Origin of the sequence: Labrenzia sp. C1B70, assembly GCF_000475395.1 — a bacterium.
GTDB classification, from domain to species: Bacteria; Pseudomonadota; Alphaproteobacteria; order Rhizobiales; family Stappiaceae; genus Roseibium; species Roseibium algicola.
In genome coordinates, this window is the sequence record NZ_AXCE01000061.1 from 18,260 (window position 1) to 41,850 (window position 23,591).

Here is a 23,591-nt window from a genome sequence, read left to right on the forward strand (position 1 = left end):
CGTCAAACAGGTCTGAGAAAGAGTACCAGATAGTGTTGTGCAACGAGTTCAACACGAGCGTGCAACTACCAACTCGGACAGAGGTAGACTGCGTGTCTGAAGACTTGGCTATCGAGGTGGACTTCAGCGAGAAGTGGGCTGAGGCTGTTGGTCAAAGCTTGTACTATGCCAGTGAGCTAAACCTGCGACCTGGCATCATACTAATCTGCAAAGAAGCGAAGACCTCTAGCCCCTGTTTACGGCACCGGTATCTCGCGGAGCAGACGTTGGCGCACTGGCAAATACCAGCAACGATTTGGTTCTGCGGACGCGACAGCAGGGAACTGCAAGACTGCGCCTGGCAAGAGGTTGAGAGCGCCCGCACCCGCTGAGTGGCAGAACAAAACAGCGACCACAGGACGAGCTCCAAAGGCTCTGGGGTGCTCCATAGCGGCCACACCGTAGATCGCAGCCAGTGACGCTCCCAGAGGCTCACAGGGGCCTTGCGAACCGTGTCGGAACGGTTACGATCCATAGGTCGATCCGGTTTTTACGACGAGATTTTTCGCGGGGGTATCTAAACCCACGTCAGTCATGACGCCCCCCATACCCCTCTCATATCAGCGCGAACCAAAGCGCCGCCGAGCGCCATTCCGCAGCAAGCAATTGAGTGACCTTGAATAGGCATCCCCTCCACCGGCACTTATACAGTTTCTGATTGCATCCTAGCTATATGGGTTGCAAGATGTTGTCTCTCTTTGCGAGGCAATTGATAAATGGCAAAAATAAAAGACCCAATACTTTTCTCCGAGCACTTCAATATTGATGAAGCCGAACTCAAAAAAAGAGGAATAGTCGACCCATTCCTGAACGTTGACACACAGTTGTTTGTCGACCCCATCTTGCTGGACAAGTCGAGTTTCGAAGTCATTCGAACAGACGCCTACAACGCCTTCCGAGATCATTTCACGAAAGTTATTCGACTACTCATCATCAGCCAAGGGGAAGGTGACGCCGCATGGAAGGGCGCTCAGAAACTTCTGAGCCTTGAAGAGCCGCCCGCCAATGGACTTGGGTACGGCGGGAGTGACAGAGCAGGCACATCCAGACCCGAAGAGCTGCGAGACACAATCCTTCGAACGACGAAGGACATAATCGAGCTCGGGGCAAGAGACCCCGAAATGATCTCACTGATGGGTTTCTTTGAGGAGCAAGTTGGACCTGACACAATAAGCGACCTGACTTCGCGAGTTATCGAGCCTCAACTCTCCACGTTGACCAACGAAGTGTGCGGAGAATTAGGCATCCCCACCAAACTATCCACGGGCGCAAAGACCATAGCCTTGCCACACTACACTTCGGCAGCTGGTAAAGAGCGAGCCCTCGTACTGGTACCTGAAGACATTGTTCGAGCACTGCCCGACGCCAAAGACTGGTCTGAAATAGACGAAGCCGCAGCCGCCAATCGCGATATCAGGGATCGGGTAAACGCGTTGCTTGCCGGTATAGCAACGCCGACTGTGGCCGAGCGCAAAGAGGCACTCAAGAGGGCGGCACTGCAGTCGCCAGATGCGTTGAACGCGCTCCTTGCAGCCTTAAAGGGAATAACTAGCAACTACGACCCCAACGATGACGCACTCGGCTACTACAAGCTAAAAGAAATCTTGAGCTCTGATCTCAAGGCATTCGAGAGCACGAAGAAGTACGATCTTGCCGGAGGGGTCACGGTGATCGAGGAGGTTGTTAGAGACACACTGAACATGTTCAAGCAACATGTCGAGCACGGCAACCTCTGGGAGGAGCTTTGGATTGGCGACAAACCCAAAAAAGAACGCGCAGCTCAACTAATATACTATGCAATCGCCGACAGCTACTGCGAAGCCAACAACATCGACATTAGCCCCGAAGCAAACATGGGGGGCGGCCCTATGGACTTCAAATACTCACAAGGATACAACGCAAGAGTTGTTGTTGAGATGAAAAGATCATCCGGAACAGTAGTTCACGGATACGAAAAACAACTAGAGATATACAAAGAGGCAGCACGAACGAATAGAGGCGTATTCGTCATCATGGACTATGGCGATATGGGTGACAAACTGAATACCATTCAAAAAATTCGAGCCGACCGCCTGGCTGCCGGTGAACAAGCCTCCGAGATTGTTGTTATAGACGCAACCCCGAAAGCTTCAGCGAGCAAGCGCAAATAATCATTGCGTTGTTTCAATCGAGTACACTCCAGAGAGACAGTCTGACGAGACAGAACAACCGTCCCAATAAGATCATATTGACAATTCTGAGACACTTGCTGTAAAGGGTCTAGACCCTACTGAGACAGAGGCTGTCATGACCCAATACGGATACGCTCGGGTGAGCACAATCGAGCAGGACCCTTCCATCCAGGTAGAAGCCCTCAAGAAGGCCGGGTGCGAGATCGTACGGGAGGAGAAGGTCAGCGGGAGCTCTCGAGTTGGCCGGACAGAGCTGAACGCACTGCTGGAGTTCCTGCGCGAAGGTGACACACTTATGGTCACTCGTATTGATCGCCTCGCCCGTTCCATCGGAGACCTTCAGGACATCGTCAGGGAGCTTCAGGAGCGCGGCGTTGACCTTCAGGCTACGGAGCAGCCTATCGACACCAAATCGGCTGCTGGCAGGGCGTTTCTAGGCATGCTGGGCGTGTTCGCGGAGTTCGAAACCAACATCCGCCGGGAGCGTCAGATGGAAGGCATCGCCAAGGCCAAGGCCAAAGGCGTTTACAGGGGGCGAAAGCCGAGCGTGGACGTCGAACAGGTAAAAAAACTGAAGGTCGAGGGACTGGGAGCCTCCGAGATCGCGAAGCGGCTCAAGATCGGTAGGGCGTCTGTGTACCGCGCGCTGGCAACGTGATCGTGCGTCAGCCCTTTATGGAGCTGTCACCCTTCGCCACTCACTCAGAACCCAACACGTAGTCGCTCTTTCGCCTGTGCGTTTGGTGTTCGTGAAACTGCCGATAGTCCAAAAGTCGTTCCTTCACCTCGTCGTCGATTAGGTCGTTCTCTTGGAGGAACTCTTCGAGTTCGTTGGGGCTAGGCTCGAAGCCAATGCCCTTCCTGATGTCACTAGAGAAAAACGCGTTGAACTTTTCTTGTTGTGCGGGGGAGAGACCCAATCCTGAAGCTCCCTTCAAGTTCTTGGTTACGGCACTACAGTAGTCGAAGTGCTGGTAGGGATACTCAACGGATTTCACCTCTTCGATTGCGTCCCTATCGACTTCAAGCTTCACAAGAATGGACAGGATTTCGGATCGAATTCGGTCTTTCTCTGCGCGTGAAGCTCCCCCCCAACGTCCCTCCGCTTGGTTCATCTGAAGCATGAATTTCGACTGGCTGATCGCGAGAGAATGAAGCTGATCAATAGTAGCCTTCGCCTCTTTTACTACCGATTGCATTTCTGCATGAACACTACCCGGTGTAACTTTAAGCGTTTTCAGGTCGCCGAAGCGGGATGCCACCAAGCATAATGCCACTGCGATCAATGAGGTCATCTGCCCATTGCCATCTGCCCAGAGGAAGTACCCGAAGGCCCCAAGGAAAAGCACGGACAGTGCGAGGAACACATTCGCCCAGGTCTTGTTGAACATTACACGCCTCAGTTTTTCGGTTGGGCACCCTAGAACAGGCGCATAAGGTTGCAATATGAGGATCCTGCACTTTCGCCACAAATGATCCATTACGCAAGAAGCCTACCTTCGTGCACAATAACTGCCCTTTGATGCGACTAGGCCAGTCGCAAAGTCCCGCCTGCGACCGCTGCAAGGGATCAGCTCAATTGGAAGGTCACGCCTCGCTGTCTCGTATTAGATAGAAAACTATCGACGGGCTCTACAAGATCACGCTCAAGGCAACTCAGGTCAGGAAACCAGACAGGTTCCCTAGATTGTCGCTGATGCGTTCCCGTCCCACTGGCTGCCGCGACACCGCAGGGCCAGAGCCGACCGATACTGGGATTACACCCCTTGTATCGGTCGCGCCGAGGTCACGCAGGCTCGGCTTGGGACGGGATACAGATACAACTCAGACAATCTAGGTCAGGTTATAGATACTAGATACGATCTGATGATATCTATTAAGACAACTATAATAATAGATACATTATTAGCTACCATAAAATATAGCAATACTACAACAATTCCGGACACTCAATCAAATGACTGCATTACAACAATCAGATCAGGCAACAGATACACTGTTTGTATCTATCCTTTTTGATCAACTACATCTCGACGACAGCATCACGTCTGACTTGTATCTGAACTACATTGTCGGTGTGCCAGCCATAGGGCAGCTTATGGATAGCATCGTGCAACTGCTCCATTGTGTAACCACCATGGTAATGTTGGTCTGTCACGCTACCTGCTTCATGTCCGACTAACGCCTGGACAATCGACATCGGAACGTTCTGCTGCAGCATGTTCGTAATTACAGTGTGCCGTAGGCTATGGAACACCAACTCCTCTGACTTTAGCGACAGCGCAGGCAAGAACTTCTCGTTGAACCAGCGACCAAGGTTGCGGCCGTAACCATTGTTCTTGGTGTAGGTGAACTCCGGGAACAACCTTGTAGCTCCTCTGGTCTTGAGCTCCTCGACATACGACAACAGCCCCAGGTCCATCAGCCGCACATGCACTGGTACCGTGCGAATGCCAGCAGCGGACTTCACGTTCTTGTCGCCCTCGTCGTTCACATCGAAGTACCAGATACTGCCCTCCTGTTTGAGGTCTGAGAGGTTGAGCTGAGACACTTCACCGAGCCGCATTCCCGTGAACAAAGCGATGAGCGGCCCCCATTTTTGATAGGGCTTCCGCACCAGCGGCGTATCCGGTCCGACAAGTGCTTCCATGATGGTTGCCACCTGTTTTTGATCGAAGTGTTTTCGGTCTGTCTTGTTCTTGGAACTCTGCCTGATCGTCAGCCCTTGAAAGTGGTTCTTCTCCAAATACCCGTTGCGAAGCGCCCACTCGAACATCGTGCCGTAGGTCTGAAGGTACTTGTTGATGGTCTGCACATTCAGAGTTGCGACATCCCTCAACTCCAGAACCTCCGACAGGGGCCTACCGCGTGTCTTCGGGTTCTTGTGTCGGTTCGTCGGGTACTTCAGCAGTACCTTCTTCACCGCCTGCGCGTCGTTTCGCGTTATCGCTGAAAGATCTTTGCTACTGCCAAGCACCTCGCAGATCAGGTCGAAGTGCCCTCGCTTTTCCAACTCGGTCTTGGGTGCCCACTGCGCACCTACACCGGCCTCTTCCGAGTAGGTCTTGATCACATCTGCCAGAGTTACCGTGGAAGCACACAATGGTGCTGGTCGCGACAGCCTCGGATCTGACAAGGAAGTCTGCGGGGTATCTGTCGTCCGCAGATCAATCGTTTCGTAGGTCTGATCATGCGCCAGGACTTCGTTGCAGTACTCCCGGTATCCGCGAACGTACTCCGTGCGAACCGTTTCGAAGTCGGCCCCGTCAACAGCGACTTGTCCCTGTTCTTTAGCGAGCAGGTCCCTCACCGCTTCGGCAGAACCGATCAGGTCATCATCCGATCCATCCAAAATCTGCTGGGCGAATGTCGCACCATTCTGCAACGCCAGGACCACGTCTGACGGCAGCCGGCCATGTACCGCGATGCTCTTGAATTTGCTATCGAGAAGTCGCGTGAAGTGCTGCTTTATCAGCCTGCGGATCTCTTCGTATGTCATCCTGTGACGAAGTCCGAACAGAAGTACCTTCTTTGCTTCGTATCTCAGGTCCATGCTTAGCGACAGAGCAATTTGCAGATCTCTCGTGTTCAGCGACACCTTGATTGTTGATGACTGTGTCTGAGGATGAAGGTCCTTCGGATAGGGCCAGCGGAAGTAGAAAACGCCGTGCCTAGAGCGGCTTAGGTAGCCTGGAATAATCATCGCGATGTTCCACCATGATGTCCCACCACGGCAAAACAGCGACTAAGGCATTGATTTTAAAGGAAATGGTGGGCCTGGAGGGACTCGAACCCCCAACCAATCCGTTATGAGCGGACGGCTCTAACCAATTGAGCTACAGGCCCACGGCAGGGCGAAGCCTTTGCAAGGCCCTGCGTCTGGTTCCCTATACCATGGCCAATCTCCGGGGCAAGTGCTTTGCAACGGCAGGGTGAAAAAGGTTGGGAAACTGGCGCGGTGGAAGCGTTTCTCAAAAGGTCTGGATCGCCTTGATGGAAAAAGCGGTTCCGTTCGCCTGCGCCATCGGGTCTAAATGAGGCAGCCGGGCCTTTGACGAGTCGCCCGGGGAACAGACCTGCCAAACTCGCCCGCCGGAGCCACCATGCGATCACCGCTTCTCACCGCCACGCTGAGTGTCCTGCTTGTGTGCATGATCGGTTGGCTGCTGGTGGTCGGGCGGTCCCTCATCCTGCCGTTCGTGATCGCGCTGATCGTCTGGTACATGATCAACTCGCTGGCACATGTCTTTGCGCATATTCCGCTTGGCCGCTGGCGCCTGCCCCGTTTGGTGTCGTTTTCACTGGCGCTGCTGACGATCTTCTTTGCCAGCACCGTGGTGCTCGACATCGTGACCGTCAATCTCACCCAGCTTGCACTGGACGCACCAACCTATCAGCGGCGGCTGGAAGAACTCTTCACCCAGGCATCCACCCAACTGCACCTTAATGATCCGATCGAGTTGAAGGACCTTCTGCCCGATTCCATCGTGCCGCGCATGGTGACCGCGGGGGCGAGCCTGGTGACGACGCTGGCCGGGTCGGCCAGTCTTGTGTTCATCTACGTCCTGTTCCTGGTGCTCGAGCAGTCGACATTCGACCGCAAGTTCGAACGCCTGTTTCCTTCGCCCGAGCGGGCTGAAGCCGCGTTTGCCATGCGGGCCGAGATCAACCGCTCGATCATGCATTATTTCTCGATCAAGACCGCCGTCTCCGTTGCCACGGGCGTTTTGACCAGCCTTGTTCTGATCGCCATCGGCCTGCCTTACGCGGCCTTGTTCGGCTTCATCGCCTTTCTGCTCAACTACATTCCAACCATCGGTTCGCTGATCGGCGTGATCTTTCCGAGCCTCCTGGCGGTGGTCTATTACGACACGCTGGGTCCCTTCATCGCGATTGCGACGGGCCTCGGCCTCATCCAGTTCACCATCGGCAATCTGGTCGAACCGCGCCTGATGGGATCCAACCTCAATCTGTCAGGCCTCGTCATCATGTTGTCGCTGGCCTTCTGGGGGGCGATCTGGGGTGTTGTCGGCATGGTTCTGTGCGTCCCGCTGACGGTGATGATCGTGATCGTCTGCGCCCGTTTCGAAGGTTCCAGGCCGATTGCGATTCTGTTGTCGCAGACCGGCGAGGTCGGCGGCCTGTCGGGCAAGACCGGCACCACGGGTTAGGCCTCCGGGGAAGATTTTCAAACGACCTTCGAGGACATCTGCCGGGTTTTACCGATGAACGGCAGATGAACACAACCGTCATTACGCCGCCGCAATCACAAGCGAGTGTCCGGCCATCGAACAAACTGTTTCCATCAAGGATAAGTTCATATGAATGCCCCTCTTTTCCCCTCCGTCTCCCTGCTGCGCAAGGCTGTTCTGGCCGCTGGCCTCAGTGCCGCGCTCGTGAGTGCCGCGCCGGCTGTCGCGCAGGATTCCCCGGCGCCGGCCGGCACGATCACCATGCAGGGCCGCGGTGCAGTTTCCGTTGCCCCCGACATGGCCGTCATTTCCGCAAGCGTCGTCACCACCGGCAAATCCACTGCCGATGTTCTGGCTGAAAACAGCGCCGCAATCGCCAAGGTCATTGAAGCGGTGAAAGCAAACGGCATCGAAGCCAAGGACATCCAGACCAAGGGGTTCGGCATCTACCCGCGCTACGATCACTCCAAGAACTCCAGCAGCCAGCCGGATATTGCCGGTTATGAGGTTCGCAACGGCGTTGAGGTCAAGATCCGCGATCTGGCCAAGCTTGGCGGGCTGTTGACGCTTGTCGTCGAAAGCGGTGCAAACTCGGTCGATTCCATCCGCTTTGAAGTCAGCAATGCCGACGAGATACTGGATGAAGCCCGCAAGAAGGCCGTCGAGGACGCTCGGCACAAGGCAGGCATCTTTGCTGCCGCTGCCGGTGTCGATCTCGGCGCCATTGCCGACATCACGGAAACCGGTACAGAAATGCCGCGCCCGTACATGATGCGGGCCGAGGGCATGATGATGGCCAAATCCGCCGATGTGCCGATCGAGGCGGGCGAGGAAACCATCAGCGCGAATGTCACCATCCGCTGGACGCTGCAGTAACCACGCGCCGGAAACAAAAAAACCGGGACCTGGTTTCCAGGCCCCGGTTTTCTTTTGTCCAAAACTTCGTTCACCGGTCAGCGGGTCGCCGGGTTCCCTCAAAGGTTCCGGTGCCAAACCTGCATCGGCTTGTCGGTTTCTTCGTTCTCGCCGACATCGCGCCAGGGAAACGTCACGACGACACCCTCCAGCTTTTCGTAACCGCGCTTGCGCCAGAACGGATCGAGCGGGGCGTAGTCCGCCGGCTTCAGCGGGTGCGTGTCCGGGCGGATCACCGCACAGAAGGCTGCTTCACCGAAACCGAGCCGCCTGGCGTGCGCTTCGCGCTCGTCAAAAAAGCGATGGCCGATGCCCTGGCCACGGTAGGCAGGATCCAGAACGGATTCGGCCATGTAGAAGACGTTCTCCGGATCCAGTCCCTGCTTGAGGAAAGGGGTTTTGAAAGCCTCCAGTTCGGCTCCGAGCGGCTCACCTGTCGCCGCGCCAACCAGCCGGCTGCCGTCATATGCACCGACAATCACCGCGCCCTCCGTCCGGGCATAGCGTTGCAGGTATCCGGCTTCGTACTCCAGAGACCCCTCATAGAGATATGGCCAGCTGCGGAAGACGGATATCCTCAGGCGCGCAAGATCGTTCAGCGCAGCTGTCAATTCCTCGCCCGTCAGCGTTCTGATCTCAGCTGGCATGATGCCTCCCGTCCTTCAAAAACCGCCTGACCGCTGGGCACAGGTCCGTTTGTTTCAATTGTCGCAAAACCGCCTGGACCTGTTACCAAATAGTACAAATCCCCGATACCTCTGCCTGCCCTGGCGTGGCACTAATATTTGGCATTTCTTTTCTTTGCGAGGAGCCAAAGCGCGCCATGTCCACGACACAGCCAGCGTCCTACAGTCCGATCCATATCATTCTGCACTGGGTGATCGCCGCCCTGATCCTATTTCAGCTGATCTTCGGCGAAAGCATGGGCGATCTCAAACATGTGCTGCGCGACGGCGGCGTGCCGGATGCGGCAACCGCCTTTCTGGCCAACGCCCACATCTGGGTTGGCATTGCCGTTCTGGCCTTGACTGTCATTCGTCTTCTGGTGCGGGCAAAATTCGGCGTCCCTGCCCCGCTCCCCACTTCAAGAGCCCAGGAACTGGCCGCCAGGGGTGTCCACGGCCTGCTCTATCTGCTCATGTTGCTGGCACCGATCACCGGACTTCTTGCCTGGTACGGCGGCATCCACACTGCGGAAGAAATCCACGAATTGAGCAAGCCGTTCTTCATCGTGCTGATCGCACTGCATGTGCTGGGAGCGCTCTACCATCATATTGCCCTGAAGGATGGCATCATGATGCGGATGGTATCTTCCCGGCACTAGCCGAAACAGAAAAGGCTCCGGCAATCTCGCAAGCCGGAGCCTTCTTTTTTACGCCAGATGACTTAATCGCGTGCTTCCAGCCACACGCGCGCAGCGTCCATGTCGTTGCCGGTAAAGCCTTCCGCCAGTTTCTGCCCCACGACGGCACCAAACTTGTAGCCATGTCCGGAACAGGCCGAGACGACAGTGGTCTTGCCTTCGCTCATTGCGAAGAAATGCTCGTCTGAGGTGAAGGTGTAGGCACAGGTGACGACGTCATCGACGCGGTATTCCTTGATCCGGCCGAACGGCGGAGAGAAATAGTCGCGCAGGGTCTCGCCTTCGCCTGCAACCGGTATCCGATCCTGGTTCGGCGGAGCCTTGTACTTGTGAATACCCGCCCCGAACTTGAGGCCGGTTCCGGCGACCGGAGGCAGGATGTAACCGTCGATCGGCCCGCCCGGATCGAGAATCGCCGGCGATCGTTCCCAGGCCTCGCGCAGATCTTCAGGCGGCGTCAGATAGACAACCGCGGTCCGGTAAGTCGTCAGGCTGATGTCCAGCTTCGGGAAGAGCCCCAGCGTCCAGGCGCCGGCCGTCACGATCACATGCTCTCCGGAGACCGTGCTGCCATCGGCAAGGGTCACCGTGCCCGCGGATGTGTCGACGGCAGTCACCTGTGCGTTTTCGCGCACATCAGCTCCTTTGGCGATCAGCCAGTCGCGCACTCCGGCAGCAATTTTCTGGCACAGCAGAACGCCGCCCTCGTCGCTGACAGCGCCATAACGGATCGTCGCCGGATCAACGAAGGGAAACCGTTTCGCCGTTTCTTCCGGTGTCAGGTCCTCGAACGGATAGCCGCCCTCGACCAGACCGTCCCGATAGACCTCGCCGCCATCGCCCGGTTCCTGCGACAACAGCATGAATCCCGTTTCGGCGAGGTGCTTCTCACCCAGGTCGTTCCACATCTCGTCCCATGCCGCGTAGGCATCGCCGATGCGGCGCTGATAGCCGCCCTGGCCGCCATAGGCCCGGCGGATGATACGGTGCTGGTCACCGGATGCCGAAAGCGGGTTGGGGATTGGCCCCTGTTCCAGAAGCGTGACGGGCACGCCTCGTTTTGTCAGGGCCCAAGCGGTGGAAAGTCCGGAAATACCGGCTCCAACAATCACAACTGTCATGAATTCTGTCCTGCGGAATGGAGGGCCAGATTATCTGCCTGTCCGGCGAGCGCAAGAGACGTTCTGACGCAAACCGCGCATGACGGTTATGTATTTTCGGTTGCCGTAAAGAGAGAAGCCGCTACGCTCCGTTCCGATAGGCTCAGGCCGATCGTGATCAGGGTGCGGGAGGACAAGCCGTGCTGGAAAATAACATGTCGGAAGAACAGCCTCTGGCCAGCCGCCGCCTCGCCGAGTTCCCGGATTGGGGCTATCTTTTGCGGGAATTCTACGAGGCCTACCGGTTCCTCTCGTCCGGTGGCAGCGACAAGATTCGGGCTCATCAGCGCGCGGTGCGCGAGGCAATTGGACGGGTGCTGAAATCCGATCCGGAAATGCGCTTCGATGCCCCGGCCCACAAACCCGTGACGGCACATCTCCGGCGTGCCCTTGACGAGGGCAAGCAGGAGCGAACCGCTCCGCTGGTGCGCGCCATCGAAAGTGTCCGGGACCATCTCATCTGGCAGTATGGCTACGAGAAAGTGCCGCGCGGCCTCGACAAGACGTATGCCTACGCGGAAATCTGCGGACCGAACGGACCGGTTCTGACGACGGACGTCATTCTGGGCCTGGTCCTGTTCGCACCGGGCTGTACATATCCGGCCCACGCTCACAGCGGCATATCGGAAAGCTATATCTGCGTTTCAGGAGCGGTTTCGGAAAATCACCAGGGGGTCTATGCCCCCGGTTCGATGATCTTCAACCCGCCGGAGCATATGCACCGGATCACCGTGTCCAAGCTGGAGCCGGCACTTCTGGCCTGGGCCTGGATCGGCCCGCCGGAACGCCTCGCCAACCAGAAGATGGTCTTCAGCCGCAAGAAGGGGTGAGAGACCTCCTCCCCTGTCGACGTCAGACGATATCCCGTCGGATCGTGATCTCCGCCTTTTCCAGCCCGTCCGGCGAAAGCCAGACGGGCTCTGCAATCAGTTTTTCGCAGAAGATCCCCAGTTCGGGAAATGTCAGCCCCATCGAATGGGCCAGCGCAACCCGGTCACCCGGCTTCGGGTTGAGCCCGCAGCAGATCTCCCGTGTGCCCATCTTCAGGTGATGGGCAATGTCCCACTCCAGCACCACGCCCTGATGCCGTGTCACCACCCAGCAGTGCATGTCGTCGCAGCTGCCGTTCTTTTCTTGCGGGAAAAAGTATCCGGTCACGTAACCGGCTTCGAAGCCGGCGGCACGCAGGCTGGCGATCAGGTAGGTGTTGATGTCGACGCAGGACCCTTCGGTCAGCCCGCACGACAGATAGGGCACTTCTTCGCACCCCTCGTTGAAACGAACCTGAGGATGGGCATAGCGGAACTTTTCGGCCGCCGCGTTGACGAGCGCCTGAATGGCAGCGTGACCGTCGGGCTGACTGTCGGCAATGTTGATCGCATCATAGACGAGATCTTGAGCTGCCCGGGTAAAACGGTTGCGCAGTGGCGCAAACACTGCTTCAGGATAGCCCGGCCCTTCGTCGCGGTATTCGTAATTCACCACAACGTCTGCCCCGGGTTCCACCGTCACCACGGCCACCATCTGGCCGGTAGTGATTTCTCCGGCCAGGCCCAGCTTTCCGCCCTTGATCTCGAAACCGACAGGCATCTGGTGTGGCGTCGGCAAGCCGACCGGCACCAGCAGCTTGTGGCGAGCCTCATCGGCTCTGACCGTGACAGAAACGTTCGTACGCATTGTCACTCCCTCAAAAGATCAGCTGGAAAACAAGACCTGACAGCACCGCACCCGCAAATCCCAGACCGATGTAAGCGGCAAAGACCTGCGGCCTGACCAGTGACCAGACGGCAGCCATTGCCGGGATCGAGCTGACAGCGCCTGCAATCATGAACGCCATCGCGGCACCGGCGCTCATACCCTGGTCCATCAGACCAGCCAGAAGTGGCGGTGCCACGTAGCTGTTGAGATAGGCAGGCATGCCGATCAATGCGGACAGAAGAATTGCCCCCAGCCCGTCGCCGCCAACAGCCTGCGCAATCAGGTCTGCGGGGACATAGGTGACGAGAGCTGCTTCCAGCACATACGCCAATGCCAGCCACTTGATCAGAAACAGTGCATTGGCTTTCAGTTCGATCCGGAACTTGTCGGTGCGCTCGGTCTCTTTCCAGATTTGCCAGACCGGCCGCCCTGTCTTCGCAGAAGCGCCACAGCCGCAGCCACCGGTCGCCGCCCCGATTTTCACCGGATTGGCCAGAAAGCCGCTACGCAGCGCAAGTGCAACGGAAAAACCGCCGAAAAGACCCAGCGCCACCGCAAAGACCGCCTTGCCGACGGCAAAGGGCCATCCCAGTGCACCGGCAGTGATCAGCAATGTCGGCGGGTCAATCAAGGGAGAGGACAGCCAGAACGCCATGATGGCTGACAACGGCGCACCAACCGCCAGAAGACCGGCAATAAACGGGATGACCTCGCAGGAACAGAACGGTGCAAGACCACCAAACAGGGCTGCGAGAAAGATTGCCTGTGTCTCGCGTCCCTCGAACGCACGTCCGACAAACGCCTCTGCGCCGGCCGCCTTGAGCCAGGCGATCAAAGCAACGGCAAAAGCAATATACGGCAATGTTCCCGCGAAGGCGGAGAGCGCGAAGGTTACGAAAGCGACGAAGTGCGGCTGGTCCAGCAACAGCACCAGCAACGGACCGCCGACGACAATCGTCCAGGTCGACAGAAGGTATTTCGAAACGGCGAGAGACTTCAGGGACCATTTCGAAGCCGGCGTGTTGCAGCAGGCGGTCTTCGGAGCGCAACAACTTGCGCCGCCGCCACTCGGCCGAAGGTTGTTCATCGTATCAGACATCGGCGGGCTCCTTTTGCGGGGATGGGCACTCACAACCCTTTTCGTCCACGCAGCACTCTTTCAGGATGTAACCGGCAAGGTTTTCCAGATGGCCATAGGCTGCCCGGTTGATGACTGAGCGGCCGTCCTTTTCCTGGGACACCAGGCCTGCCGAGGCGAGAAACTTCAGATGATGCGCAAGCGTTGACGCAGGCATGCCCGTGCGGGTCTGAATATCGCCGACCGTCAAACCACCCTGCCCGGCTTTCACCAGGGTCAACACCACCTGCAACCGGGCTTCCGAGCCCAGTGCCGCAAACCCTTGCGCTGCAATTTCCAGATCCATCTGCGCCTCATTTAATATAACTATATTTCTAGTTATATAGTTTCTTTAGCGCTGTCAATTGCCGCCACAGGCTGAGCAGCCTCCGGATCGGGGGAGGAAACTAGAAGGTGGGTACAGAAGAAGAGCCTTGCTGGCGCTCGAACATCAGGCAGCGACGAAACGCATTACCGTTTCGCAGACATCGCCCTTGAGGGAAACCTGACCGGATGCCGACTGCAATTCCGGACCGAACAGCATGGAGAAGGTCGTCGCATTGGAGACGTTGAAAAAGCTCATGGCCGAGATCAGCCAATGGATCCTCAAAGGCGTCAGGCCATCGCGGAAGACGCCTTCGGCCACCCCTTTTGCATAAATGCCGGCAATTTGGGAAATCGCCGCTTCGTTCAGGCTTTTGATCTCGTCCGACTGCTCGAGATAGCGGCCATGATGAATGTTTTCGATCATGACCAGACGGATGAACGCAGGGCTTTCGCGATGATGATCGAAAGTGAAGGCCACAAGCCTCGACAGTGCATCCCTTGGCGGCAAATGGTTCAGCTCCAGCTGTTCTTCGCCTTTGCGCACCTTCTTGTAGGCCGCTTCCAGAGCCTTGAGGTAGAGGCTCTCCTTGTCGCCGAAATAATAATAGATCATGCGCTTGGATGAGCGCGTCTTGGCCGCGATTTCATCCATGCGGGCACCGGAAAGACCGTTCGCGGAGAATTCCTCCAGGGCGACGGCCAGGATATTCGCACGCACTCCCTCCGGGTCCTGCTTCCAGCGACCCCGTGAAGAATTTTTTTCCGGCAGCTCAGACTCATTGATCGACATGCCTTTTTCTAAACCAGCCCGGACCGGGTTACCAGCCCAAATTAACCGGACAGTACATTTCCCTTGACTGAATTAACTGGTTAGTACATTTTGAAAATCAGGAGATGCGATCTCCAGCCATACAGACCCCGAAAACGGGGCTGCCAAATGAGGTTTCTGGGAGGAACCTGGGTGGAAGCAGCAAGCAACATCGTACTGGCCGGCCTGATCGGAAGGGGTATTGCCCGTTCCAGGACGCCGGAAATGCACATGGCCGAAGCAGCAGCACAGAGTCTGCGCGGCGTCTATCGCATTATCGATGTCGATACGCTTCCCGAGAACGAACAGAACCTGAAAGCTATTGTGCACGCGGCCGAAGTGACTGGTTTCAACGGTCTCAACGTGACCTACCCGTTCAAGATGGAAGTGATCCCGCTGCTGGACCAGCTATCGCCCAACGCGGCGGCTGTCGGCTCGGTCAACACCATCGTGTTCCGGGATGGAAAGCGCATTGGCCACAACACCGACCTGTGGGGATTTGCCGAGAGTTTTCGCCAGAACATGATCGGCGTGTCCCTGAAGACGGTGCTTCTCATCGGCGCTGGTGGAGCCGGCGTTGCAGTTGCCCACGCGCTGGCGGATTGCGGTGTCCAGCACCTGAAGATCTTCGACGTCGACACCGTGCGCGTGGAGCAACTTGCCCGGCAGGTCCGCTCAAATCGTCAGGGACTGACCGTGGAACCGGTCACGACCGTTGATGCTGCAAGCTGCGCCAACCTGTCCGGCATCGTCAACGCAAGCCCGGTCGGCATGGCCAAGACACCAGGAACACCGTTCCCGCTCGCGCTGCTCAAGCCCGACATGTGGGTTGCGGACATCGTCTATTTCCCGCTCGAAACGGAACTCCTGGCTGGCGCGAGAAGGCTCGGCTGCCGGGTGCTCCCCGGGTCAGGCATGGCGGTGTTCCAGGCTGTACGGGCCTTTGAACTCTTTACCGGTCGGCGTGCCGATCCGGTCCGAATGAAGGCGACGTTCGACGCCTTCGACGAAATGCCGCGGGAGACCGCGGACGCTTAACCCCTTCCGGTTTCGCATCATCACGAAAGCGGAAATGGTCATTTTGAAAATGTTACGCAAACGGGAGGAAGTCATGCGTTTCAAATTCTCATCCCTGGCAGCTACTGCCCTTCTCACAGTCGGCCTCGCCGCCGCGGCCCAGGCTCAGACTATCCGTCTGGCCCATGTCGACCCGGACGAATGGACCGCCTCCAAGAAAGGTGCTGCCGCTCATATCTTCAAGAACATCGTTGAAGGCGAAACCGATCTGACGGTGGAACTGTTTCCGGCCGGTGCGCTGGGCAACGAAGACGAGCTGGTCGCCCAGGCCCAGGACAACCTGACCCAGGTCGTGTTGGTGTCCGGCGCCATGTCCAAGGCTTGCCCGGCCGCGTCCGTTCTGGACATTCCCTACACCTTCTCTTCGGCAACCATTGCCTGGGACGTGCTGGATGGTGACTTCGGTGATGCACTTGCCGAACACTGCCTTGCACAGACCGGCCTGCGCACGCTGGCTTATGGCGAAACCGGCTTCCGGAACTTCACCAACGGCACTCGCGAAATCCGGACGCCTGCGGACATGGAAGGCCTGAAGTTCCGTGTGCAGCCGATCCCGCTTTACGTGGAAATGGTGAAAGGCCTCGGCGGCGAGCCGACCCCGATCGCCTGGACCGAACTGCCAAACGCGCTTTCCACCGGTGTCGTTGACGGCCAGGAAAACCCGGTCGGCGTGATCTACAACAACGGCCTGCACAAGCTGCAGAAATACATGACCCTCGACGGCCACGTCTACGCCGCCGACTTCATCCTGATCTCCGACGAGTTCTACCAGTCGCTCACTCCGGCCCAGCAGGCCGTGGTTGCCCGTGCGGCGCGCATTGCCGGCAACATGGGCCGTTCCATCCAGCAGTGGAGCACGGCTGAAGGCGTCAACAAGGTTCAGGCAGAAGGCATGCAGGTCTATTCTCCGACCGCTGACGAAATCGCAGCCTTTGCCGAAAAGGCACAGCCGGCGGTTGTTGAATATCTGCGCGGCGAACTCGGTGAAGATGCGGTCTGGATCGACCGCCTGCAGGAATCCGTTGCTGCTGCGAGCCAGTAATCCGGTCAAGGCCCCGGGCGGTTTGCCGCCCGGGGTTCTGGAATGTTGGAAAAGATCAGCTTTTGGCTGTTCAATCAAAGTCAGTTGAATAGCCAAAAGCTGAACAAGCAGGACCTGGAACATGAAAACGGTCAATGAATTTGCCCGGCGCCTCTTTGCGCTTGGAGCCGGCCTGTCGATGGCCCTCGTCTTCGCCATCATCTTCGTCAATTCGCTCCGCCGCTACACGGTCGGTCAGTCGGTATCCTGGGGCGAGGAACTGCCTATCTATCTGACCATCTACGGTGTCATGTTCGGTCTCGCGCTTGCCTATCTGCAGGACAGGCATATCCGCTTCACGGTGCTGACCGATTTTCTCTCTGTCTCCGTTCGTGAAAAACTCTTCGCGGCCGTCGACCTGGTCAGTTTCGCAACCGGTGTTGCCCTCGCCTTCTCCGGGCATGCCTTCGCCGTTCGCCGAGGCAACCTTGACGCTTCGGGCCTGAAATCAGCCGGCAACTGGCTTGCGGAAACCACAGGCATCGACTCGCTGGTCTGGGTCGCCAAGGTCGGCACCTGGCAGTATGCGATCGCCATCGGCGGCGCATTGCTGGCCGTGGCGGCCGCTCTCAAGTTCTTTGAACGCATCTCGGCCATCAAGGCGGTGCAGGCATGATCTACGCAATCCTTCTCATCGGGCTCGCCACTGGTGTTCCAATTGCTCTTGCCATCATTGCAGCCTTGCTGGTGTTCATGGGCTATGGCGAAGCGCCCTATTCCCTGCGCGTGGTCGCAACGGAAATGTTCAAAGGCATGAACTCCTTCCCCCTGCTTGCCATTCCGCTGTTCGTGCTGGCAGGCGAAGTCATGAACGAAAGCGGCATCACCGGCCGCATCATTGCCTTTGCCAATGTTCTGGTCGGCCGGCTGCGCGCCGGTCTGACGCTCGTCAACATCTGGGCATCGGTGATCTTTGCCGGTCTTTCCGGGTCCGCGGTTGCCGACACATCCGCCATCGGCCGGGTCTTCATTCCCGAGATGGAAAAACACGGCTATTCCCGCCCCTTCGCGGCAGCATTGACGGCGGCCTCATCCGTGATCGGGCCCATCATCCCGCCATCCATCCCGGTGATCATCTACGCGCTGATCGTCTCCGGCGTTTCGGTGCCGGCTCTGTTCCTTGCCGGCATCATTCCCGGCATTCTGCTGGCGATTTTCCTCTCCGTCTTCGTAATGCTGACCGTGAAGGTCGATCACGGCGATCAGGCAATAGGGCTGACCGCGGAACCGGCCAGCAAGGCCATTCTCGGCGGGATACTGCCATTGCTGATGCCGGTGTTCGTGGTCGGCTCCATCCTGCTCGGCGTCGTCACACCGACAGAGGCGGCAAGTTTCGCTGTCGCCTATGCGCTTTTCCTCGGCATCTTCGTCTATCGAAACATCAAGCTGTCTTCCCTGCCACGACTTTTCTCCGAAGCCATGCGCGACAGCGCGGTCATCCTGATCATCATTGCTGCGGTCTCTGCCGCCAACTGGCTGCTGACCTACAACCGCGTTCCGAACATGCTGACCGACTGGGTGCTGTTGAATGTGGACAGCAAGACCACGTTCCTGATTGCCACCATTCTCCTGTTCCTGTTCGTCGGACTGTTTCTGGAAGGCATCGCCGCCATGCTGGTGCTGGTGCCCATCTTGCATCCGATTGCGGTCGGCATGGGCGTGGACCCGGTCCACTTCGGCATCCTTGTCATCTTCAATCTGATGATCGGCCTGATCACCCCGCCACTCGGCCTTTGTCTGTTCGTCGCCGAAGGCATCGCCCAGGTCGGCATGGCCCGGCTGACCATGGCCATACTGCCATTCTTCTTCGTTGAAGTGCTGGTGCTGCTGCTCCTCACATTTGTACCGGAAACGGTCATCTGGCTGCCCCGCATAATGGGCTACTGAACCCACGGAAGGTCCCCATGAAAACCGCCATCGCCACAGTCTCCATCGCAGGCGACCTAGCCGAAAAGCTCAGCGCAATTGCGGCTGCAGGCTTCGATGGCGTCGAGATCTTCGAAAACGACTTCCTGGCGTTTGACCGCAGTCCGAAGGACGTCGGCCAGATGGTCCGCGACCATGGCCTGGAGATCTCGCTGTTTCAGCCTTTCCGCGACTTTGAAGGCATGCCCGAGCCACAGCGCAGCCGAACCTTCGCCCGCGCCGAACGCAAGTTCGACCTCATGCAGGAAATGGGCGCGGATCTTGTGCTGATCTGCTCCAACGTATCTCCCATCGCGCTTGGTGGCATCGATCGTGCCGCCGATGATCTTGCAGAGCTGGGTGACCTTGCCGCCAGGAGCGGTATCCGCATCGGCTATGAGGCCCTCGCCTGGGGCCGTTTCGTCAACGATCACCGCGATGCCTGGGAAATCGTGCGCAGAGCCGACCACCCCAACGTGGGCCTGATCCTGGATTCCTTCCACACCCTGTCGCGCAAGATAGACCCAGATTCGATCCGGGCCATTCCCGGCGACAAGATCTTCTTCGTCCAGCTGGCCGACGCGCCGAACTTCAACATGGACCTGCTCTACTGGAGCCGCCATTTCCGCAACATGCCAGGCGAAGGTGATCTGGACGTGACCGGTTTCATGCGGGCCGTTGCGGCAACAGGTTATGACAGCGTGCTTTCGCTGGAGATCTTCAACGACCAGTTCCGTGGCGGTTCGCCGAAATCCATTGCGGTCGACGGCTACCGCTCCCTGCTCTACCTGATGGACCAGGTCCGGCGAACCGAACCCGGCATCCGGATCCCCGTTCCCGAAATGCCCGACAGGGTACCGGTTGCTGGTATCGAGTTCGTTGAATTTGCCGCCGACCGCAAGGAAGCAAACGACCTGTCGGCCATGCTGACGACGCTCGGCTTCCACAAGGCCGGCAAGCACGTCTCCAAGGAGGTCGAACTCTGGCGGCAAGGCGGCATCAACATCGTCATCAACACCGACCCGCGCGGCTTCGCCCATGCGTCCTACATCTCGCATGGCACCAATGTCTGTGACATCGGCCTTAAGGTTGCAGACGCTTCGGCAACTGTTGCCCGTGCCGAGACCCTGGGGGCCAAAACCTTCGAACAGCCAGTCGGGCCGGGCGAATTGAAGATCCCTGCGATCCGCGCTCTTGGCGGCAGCGTCATTCATTTCGTCGACGACAGCAAGGATCTGTCACGGGTGTGGGAAATCGAGTTCGAACCGGTTGATCAGGACGGGGCGACAGGTGATGCCGGCCTGCTCCGCATCGACCACCTCGCCGAGACAATGAACTATGACGAGATGCTCACCTGGCTTCTGTTTTACCGGTCGATCTTCGACACGGAGAAGACTGCCATGGTGGATGTCATCGACCCGGCAGGCCTCGTCCGCAGCCAGGCCATCGAAAATGATGACGGCAGCCTGCGGATCACGCTCAACGGGGCGGAGAACCGAAGGACCCTTGCCGGGCATTTCATCTCGGAAGGTTTCGGATCGGGTGTGCAGCATATTGCCTTCGAAACCGCCGACATCTTCAAGACAGTGAAGGCACTGCAAGCCAACGGTTTCACCCCGCTGGTGATATCGCCGAACTACTACGACGATCTGGATGCCCGTTTCGGGCTGGAAGAAGACTTCCTCAACGACCTGAAAAACTCGGGCATTCTCTATGACCGAGACGAGAACGGCGAATATTTCCAGCTGTACAGCCCGACCTACGGCGAAGGCTTCTTCTTCGAGATTGTCGAACGCCGCGGCGGCTACAAGGGCTATGGCGCCGCCAACGCCCAGTTCCGCATCGCCGCCCAGAAACGCTTTTTCCGCGCGAAAGGCATGCCGGCAAGGTAGGCTTGCCCGCAAAGAACGCGGGGCTGATTGGGGTTATGTTCAATCGGACTCCGCAGCCCCACACACGCAACCTCATCCTGAGGAAGCGCTTCAGCGCTGTCTCGAAGGATGGGCTGCTCGCTCGGAGTGTGCCGCCCATCCTTCGAGACGCCGCATTGCGGCTCCTCAGGATGAGGTTTTGGGTTGGTTAGAGTATACGCCCCCCTACCGCCCGGTTTTCCGCCGCCATGCTTCGTACTTCTGCACGTTCTCTTCCTTCGTTGGCGGATAGAGACCGATGATCGGCGTTCCGGCTTTCACTTCTTCCAGCACGAAATCCTCAAAGCTCTCCATGCCGGTGCATTCGTCCGCAAGCTCGTCGGCCAGATGTGCAGGGATCACCATGACGCCATCCTTGTCGCCGACCAGAACGTCCCCGGGAAAGACCGGAGCATCGCCGCAGGATATCGGCACGTTGATGTCCAGCGCCTCATGCAGGGTCAGGTTGGTCGGAGCTGACGGCTTGGCGTAATAGGCAGGCATGTCGAGTGCGCCGATACCTTCCGCGTCCCGGAAACCACCGTCGGAGACAACACCGGCCGCGCCGCGTAGCGCCAGCCGGGTGATCAGGATGGAACCGGCCGTTGCCGCGCGCGCATCCTTGCGCGCATCCATCACCAGAACGTGGCCCGGCGGGCAGGTTTCCATCGCAACCCGCTGCGGATGGTCCGGATTGTGAAAAACCGTGATCGGATTGCGGTCTTCCCGAGCCGGGATGTAGCGCAGCGTGAAAGCCTGACCGACCATGTTTTCGTCTTTCGGAGCTACCGGCACCACACCCTGAATGAACTGGTTGCGCAAGCCGCGCTTGTAGAGCGCCGTCGCGACGGAGGCCGTCGAGACCTTTTTCAGTTTCGCGCGGGTGTCGTCGGAAAGTGTGTAGTCGCTCATGATGTCCTCAGTAGATATCGGGTTCGCCGGCGGTGCGGCCGAAGTCGGATTGCAGGAAGTCGAAGTCGCAGCCCTTGTCGGCCTGGGTGACGTGTCGCTGGAAGAGATAACCGTAGCCGCGCTCAAACCGTGGCACGGGGGCCTGCCAGGCGGCTCTGCGGGCCTCCAGTTCCACCTCCTCCACCAGCATGTCGAGGCGGCGGTTGGCGAGATCCAGCCGGACGATGTCACCGGTCTTCAGCAGCGCCAGCGGTCCGCCGACGTAGCTTTCCGGCGCGACATGCAGCACGCAGGCACCATAGGAGGTGCCGGACATGCGCGCATCGGAGATCCTCAGCATGTCGCGATGGCCCTGCTTGATCAGCGCCTTGGGGATCGGCAGCATGCCCCATTCGGGAAAACCCGGCCCGCCCTGAGGCCCGGCATTGCGGAGCACCAGGACGTGGTCCGGCGTGACCTCCAGGGTCTCGTCATCGATGGCCGCCTTCATTTCAGGGTAGCTGTCGAAGACAAGGGCCGGCCCTTCGTGGAAATGGAACTTCGGATCGCAGGCCGCCGGTTTGATCACGGCCCCGTCAGGGCAGAGGTTCCCGCGCAGAACGGCGAGCGAACCTTCCTCGTACACAGGGTTGGAGAGAGGTCGGATGACATCGTCGTTATAGACGACCGCGCCTTCCAGGTTTTCACCGAGCGTCTTGCCGGTGATGGTGAGCGCGGAAAGATCCAGCCGGTCCTCGATCTGTTTCATCAGCGCGCGCAGACCGCCCGCATAGAAGAAATCCTCCATCAGGTAGTCCCTGCCGGAAGGTCGCACATTGGCGATCAGCGGTGTCACCCGGCCAAGGGCGTCCAGATCGTCGAGCGACAGCTCAACACCTGCCCGGCGCGCCATCGCGATAAGGTGGACGACCGCATTGGTGGAACAGCCGGTGGCCATCGCCACGACAGCGGCGTTCCGGCAGGCGGCATCCGTGATGATCCGGTCCGGTGTCAGGTCTTCCCAGACCATCTCAACGATGCGCCGGCCGCAATCGGCTCCCATGCGTTGATGGCCCGCATCAACCGCCGGAATGGAAGATGCTCCCGGAAGGGTCAGCCCCATTGCGTCGGCAATGGCCGTCATGGTCGAAGCCGTCCCCATTGTCATGCAGGTTCCGGCCGAGCGGGCGATACCACCCTGGATCCCGAGCCATTCATCGTCGGAAATGTTGCCGGCCCGGCGCTCGTCCCAGTATTTCCAGGCATCGGACCCCGACCCCAGGATCTTGCCGGCGTAGTTGCCGCGCAACATCGGGCCTGCTGGCAGATAGACCATCGGAACGCCTGCCGAGATCGCCCCCATGACAAGACCGGGTGTGGTTTTGTCACAGCCTCCCATCAGCACCACGCCGTCCAGCGGGTGAGAACGGATCATCTCCTCCGTCTCCATGGCCAGCATGTTGCGGTAGAGCATCGAGGTTGGCTTGGTGAAGCTTTCGTCGACCGAGAGCGACGGCATCTCGACGGGAAAGCCTCCCGCCTGGAAGACGCCGCGCTTCACGTCCTGCACCCGCTCCTTGAAGTGGGAATGGCAGGTGTTCAACTCCGACCAGGTGTTGAGCACGCCAATGACCGGCTTGTCACGGAAGTCCTCTTCCGAGTAGCCGAGCTGCATCATCCGCGAGCGATGACCGAAGCTGCGCAGATCGTCAGGAGCGAACCAGCGCGCGGATCGTAAGTCTTTTGGGGCTTTGTGCGTCATGATTTTATCCGGTGAAGGCAAAGGTCAGCCAGATGACGATGAGGGTGAAGACGAGGCCGGCAACCTCCGGCCAGTTGCCGAACCGGTCGTCGCGGCGTTCTTCGTCCGCGAATTCTCCCAGTGCGATATCCTCATCCTGGCGGGTGAGATCCTTGTCGGTGATTTTCATCTCAAC

The 23,591-nt window shown here is 58.3% G+C and carries 22 protein-coding genes and 1 tRNA gene; 11 read left to right on the forward strand and 12 right to left on the reverse strand.

Translation table 11 applies throughout. The features are described 5' to 3' along the window. Positions 1–755: 755 nt before the first annotated feature. Both Q666_RS59750 and Q666_RS59755 read left to right on the forward strand, forming a co-directional pair. Positions 756–2,189, forward strand: a complete 1,434-nt coding sequence (locus tag Q666_RS59750; protein WP_022997909.1) for a hypothetical protein — start codon at positions 756–758, stop codon at positions 2,187–2,189. Positions 2,190–2,325: 136 nt separating this feature from the next. Then, positions 2,326–2,868, forward strand: a complete 543-nt coding sequence (locus tag Q666_RS59755) for a recombinase family protein (RefSeq protein ID WP_022997910.1) — start codon at positions 2,326–2,328, stop codon at positions 2,866–2,868. 40 nt (positions 2,869–2,908) lie between these two features. On the opposite strand, the gene Q666_RS59760 is transcribed toward Q666_RS59755, so the two are convergent. The 3 genes from Q666_RS59760 to Q666_RS59770 all read right to left on the reverse strand — a co-directional run bounded on the left by Q666_RS59760 (position 2,909) and on the right by Q666_RS59770 (position 6,056). Further along, positions 2,909–3,601 (reverse strand): hypothetical protein, encoded by a 693-nt coding sequence (locus tag Q666_RS59760; RefSeq protein WP_022997911.1) that lies wholly within the window; start codon positions 3,599–3,601, stop codon positions 2,909–2,911. 632 nt (positions 3,602–4,233) lie between these two features. Continuing rightward, complete coding sequence (locus Q666_RS59765) at positions 4,234–5,913, reverse strand: site-specific integrase (protein WP_022997912.1); 1,680 nt, start codon at positions 5,911–5,913, stop codon at positions 4,234–4,236. Between the two features lie 66 nt (positions 5,914–5,979). Next, positions 5,980–6,056: transfer RNA gene (locus Q666_RS59770), tRNA-Ile, on the reverse strand. A 257-nt stretch (positions 6,057–6,313) separates the two neighbouring features. Here Q666_RS59770 and Q666_RS59775 point away from each other — a divergent pair. Together Q666_RS59775 and Q666_RS59780 are read left to right on the forward strand one after the other, a co-directional pair. Continuing rightward, positions 6,314–7,381 carry an AI-2E family transporter gene (locus tag Q666_RS59775; RefSeq protein ID WP_023014617.1) on the forward strand — a complete coding sequence of 356 codons (1,068 nt, stop codon included), beginning with the start codon at positions 6,314–6,316 and terminating at the stop codon, positions 7,379–7,381. A 150-nt stretch (positions 7,382–7,531) separates the two neighbouring features. Beyond that, positions 7,532–8,278 carry an SIMPL domain-containing protein gene (locus Q666_RS59780; protein ID WP_022997914.1) on the forward strand — a complete coding sequence of 249 codons (747 nt, stop codon included), beginning with the start codon at positions 7,532–7,534 and terminating at the stop codon, positions 8,276–8,278. Positions 8,279–8,376: 98 nt separating this feature from the next. Here the strand turns inward: Q666_RS59780 and Q666_RS59785 are convergent, their stop codons facing one another. Continuing rightward, positions 8,377–8,964: a GNAT family N-acetyltransferase gene (locus tag Q666_RS59785; RefSeq protein WP_022997915.1), complete on the reverse strand. Its 588-nt coding sequence runs from the start codon at positions 8,962–8,964 to the stop codon at positions 8,377–8,379. Between the two features lie 176 nt (positions 8,965–9,140). Here Q666_RS59785 and Q666_RS59790 point away from each other — a divergent pair, with 176 nt between their 5' ends. Continuing rightward, positions 9,141–9,641 (forward strand): cytochrome b/b6 domain-containing protein, encoded by a 501-nt coding sequence (locus tag Q666_RS59790; RefSeq protein ID WP_022997916.1) that lies wholly within the window; start codon positions 9,141–9,143, stop codon positions 9,639–9,641. Between the two features lie 62 nt (positions 9,642–9,703). Here Q666_RS59790 and Q666_RS59795 read toward each other — a convergent pair whose 3' ends face one another. After that, positions 9,704–10,801, reverse strand: a complete 1,098-nt coding sequence (locus tag Q666_RS59795; protein ID WP_022997917.1) for an FAD-dependent oxidoreductase — start codon at positions 10,799–10,801, stop codon at positions 9,704–9,706. Between the two features lie 194 nt (positions 10,802–10,995). Here Q666_RS59795 and Q666_RS59800 point away from each other — a divergent pair, with 194 nt between their 5' ends. Then, a complete protein-coding gene (locus tag Q666_RS59800) occupies positions 10,996–11,670 on the forward strand; it encodes a dimethylsulfonioproprionate lyase family protein (protein WP_031268172.1) in 675 nt (224 codons plus the stop codon). 22 nt (positions 11,671–11,692) lie between these two features. Here Q666_RS59800 and Q666_RS59805 read toward each other — a convergent pair whose 3' ends face one another. The 4 genes from Q666_RS59805 to Q666_RS59820 form a co-directional block, all read right to left on the reverse strand. Then, positions 11,693–12,517 (reverse strand): transglutaminase-like domain-containing protein, encoded by an 825-nt coding sequence (locus Q666_RS59805; protein WP_022997919.1) that lies wholly within the window; start codon positions 12,515–12,517, stop codon positions 11,693–11,695. Positions 12,518–12,527: 10 nt separating this feature from the next. Further along, complete coding sequence (locus tag Q666_RS59810; protein ID WP_022997920.1) at positions 12,528–13,637, reverse strand: permease; 1,110 nt, start codon at positions 13,635–13,637, stop codon at positions 12,528–12,530. Further along, positions 13,630–13,962 (reverse strand): metalloregulator ArsR/SmtB family transcription factor, encoded by a 333-nt coding sequence (locus tag Q666_RS59815; RefSeq protein WP_022997921.1) that lies wholly within the window; start codon positions 13,960–13,962, stop codon positions 13,630–13,632. The genes Q666_RS59810 and Q666_RS59815 overlap by 8 nt, the downstream gene beginning before the upstream one ends. Before the next feature lie 144 nt (positions 13,963–14,106). After that, a complete protein-coding gene (locus Q666_RS59820; protein WP_022997922.1) occupies positions 14,107–14,772 on the reverse strand; it encodes a TetR/AcrR family transcriptional regulator in 666 nt (221 codons plus the stop codon). A gap of 147 nt (positions 14,773–14,919) precedes the next feature. Here Q666_RS59820 and Q666_RS59825 point away from each other — a divergent pair, with 147 nt between their 5' ends. From Q666_RS59825 to Q666_RS59845, 5 genes are all read left to right on the forward strand, one after another. Continuing rightward, positions 14,920–15,828, forward strand: a complete 909-nt coding sequence (locus Q666_RS59825; protein ID WP_022997923.1) for a shikimate dehydrogenase — start codon at positions 14,920–14,922, stop codon at positions 15,826–15,828. Positions 15,829–15,901: 73 nt separating this feature from the next. Continuing rightward, on the forward strand, positions 15,902–16,909 hold the full coding sequence (gene dctP, locus Q666_RS59830) for a TRAP transporter substrate-binding protein DctP (RefSeq protein ID WP_031268177.1): 1,008 nt from the start codon (positions 15,902–15,904) through the stop codon (positions 16,907–16,909). Positions 16,910–17,030: 121 nt separating this feature from the next. Further along, entirely contained in the window at positions 17,031–17,564 is a 534-nt protein-coding gene (locus Q666_RS59835) for a TRAP transporter small permease subunit (protein WP_022997926.1), read from the forward strand. Then, entirely contained in the window at positions 17,561–18,835 is a 1,275-nt protein-coding gene (locus Q666_RS59840; protein ID WP_022997927.1) for a TRAP transporter large permease, read from the forward strand. Before Q666_RS59835 ends, Q666_RS59840 begins: the two co-directional genes overlap by 4 nt. Positions 18,836–18,852: 17 nt before the next feature. Next, positions 18,853–20,745, forward strand: coding sequence for a bifunctional sugar phosphate isomerase/epimerase/4-hydroxyphenylpyruvate dioxygenase family protein (locus tag Q666_RS59845; protein ID WP_022997928.1), 1,893 nt, complete (start codon positions 18,853–18,855; stop codon positions 20,743–20,745). Positions 20,746–20,949: 204 nt separating this feature from the next. On the opposite strand, the gene Q666_RS59855 is transcribed toward Q666_RS59845, so the two are convergent. The 3 genes from Q666_RS59855 to Q666_RS66470 are packed head-to-tail and all read right to left on the reverse strand — an operon-like array spanning position 20,950 to position 23,585. Continuing rightward, positions 20,950–21,675 (reverse strand): ribonuclease activity regulator RraA, encoded by a 726-nt coding sequence (locus Q666_RS59855; RefSeq protein ID WP_022997930.1) that lies wholly within the window; start codon positions 21,673–21,675, stop codon positions 20,950–20,952. Between the two features lie 7 nt (positions 21,676–21,682). Next, on the reverse strand, positions 21,683–23,416 hold the full coding sequence (gene araD / locus Q666_RS59860; protein ID WP_031268179.1) for an L-arabinonate dehydratase: 1,734 nt from the start codon (positions 23,414–23,416) through the stop codon (positions 21,683–21,685). A 4-nt stretch (positions 23,417–23,420) separates the two neighbouring features. Continuing rightward, positions 23,421–23,585, reverse strand: coding sequence for a hypothetical protein (locus Q666_RS66470; RefSeq protein WP_022997932.1), 165 nt, complete (start codon positions 23,583–23,585; stop codon positions 23,421–23,423). Positions 23,586–23,591 lie beyond the last annotated feature (6 nt).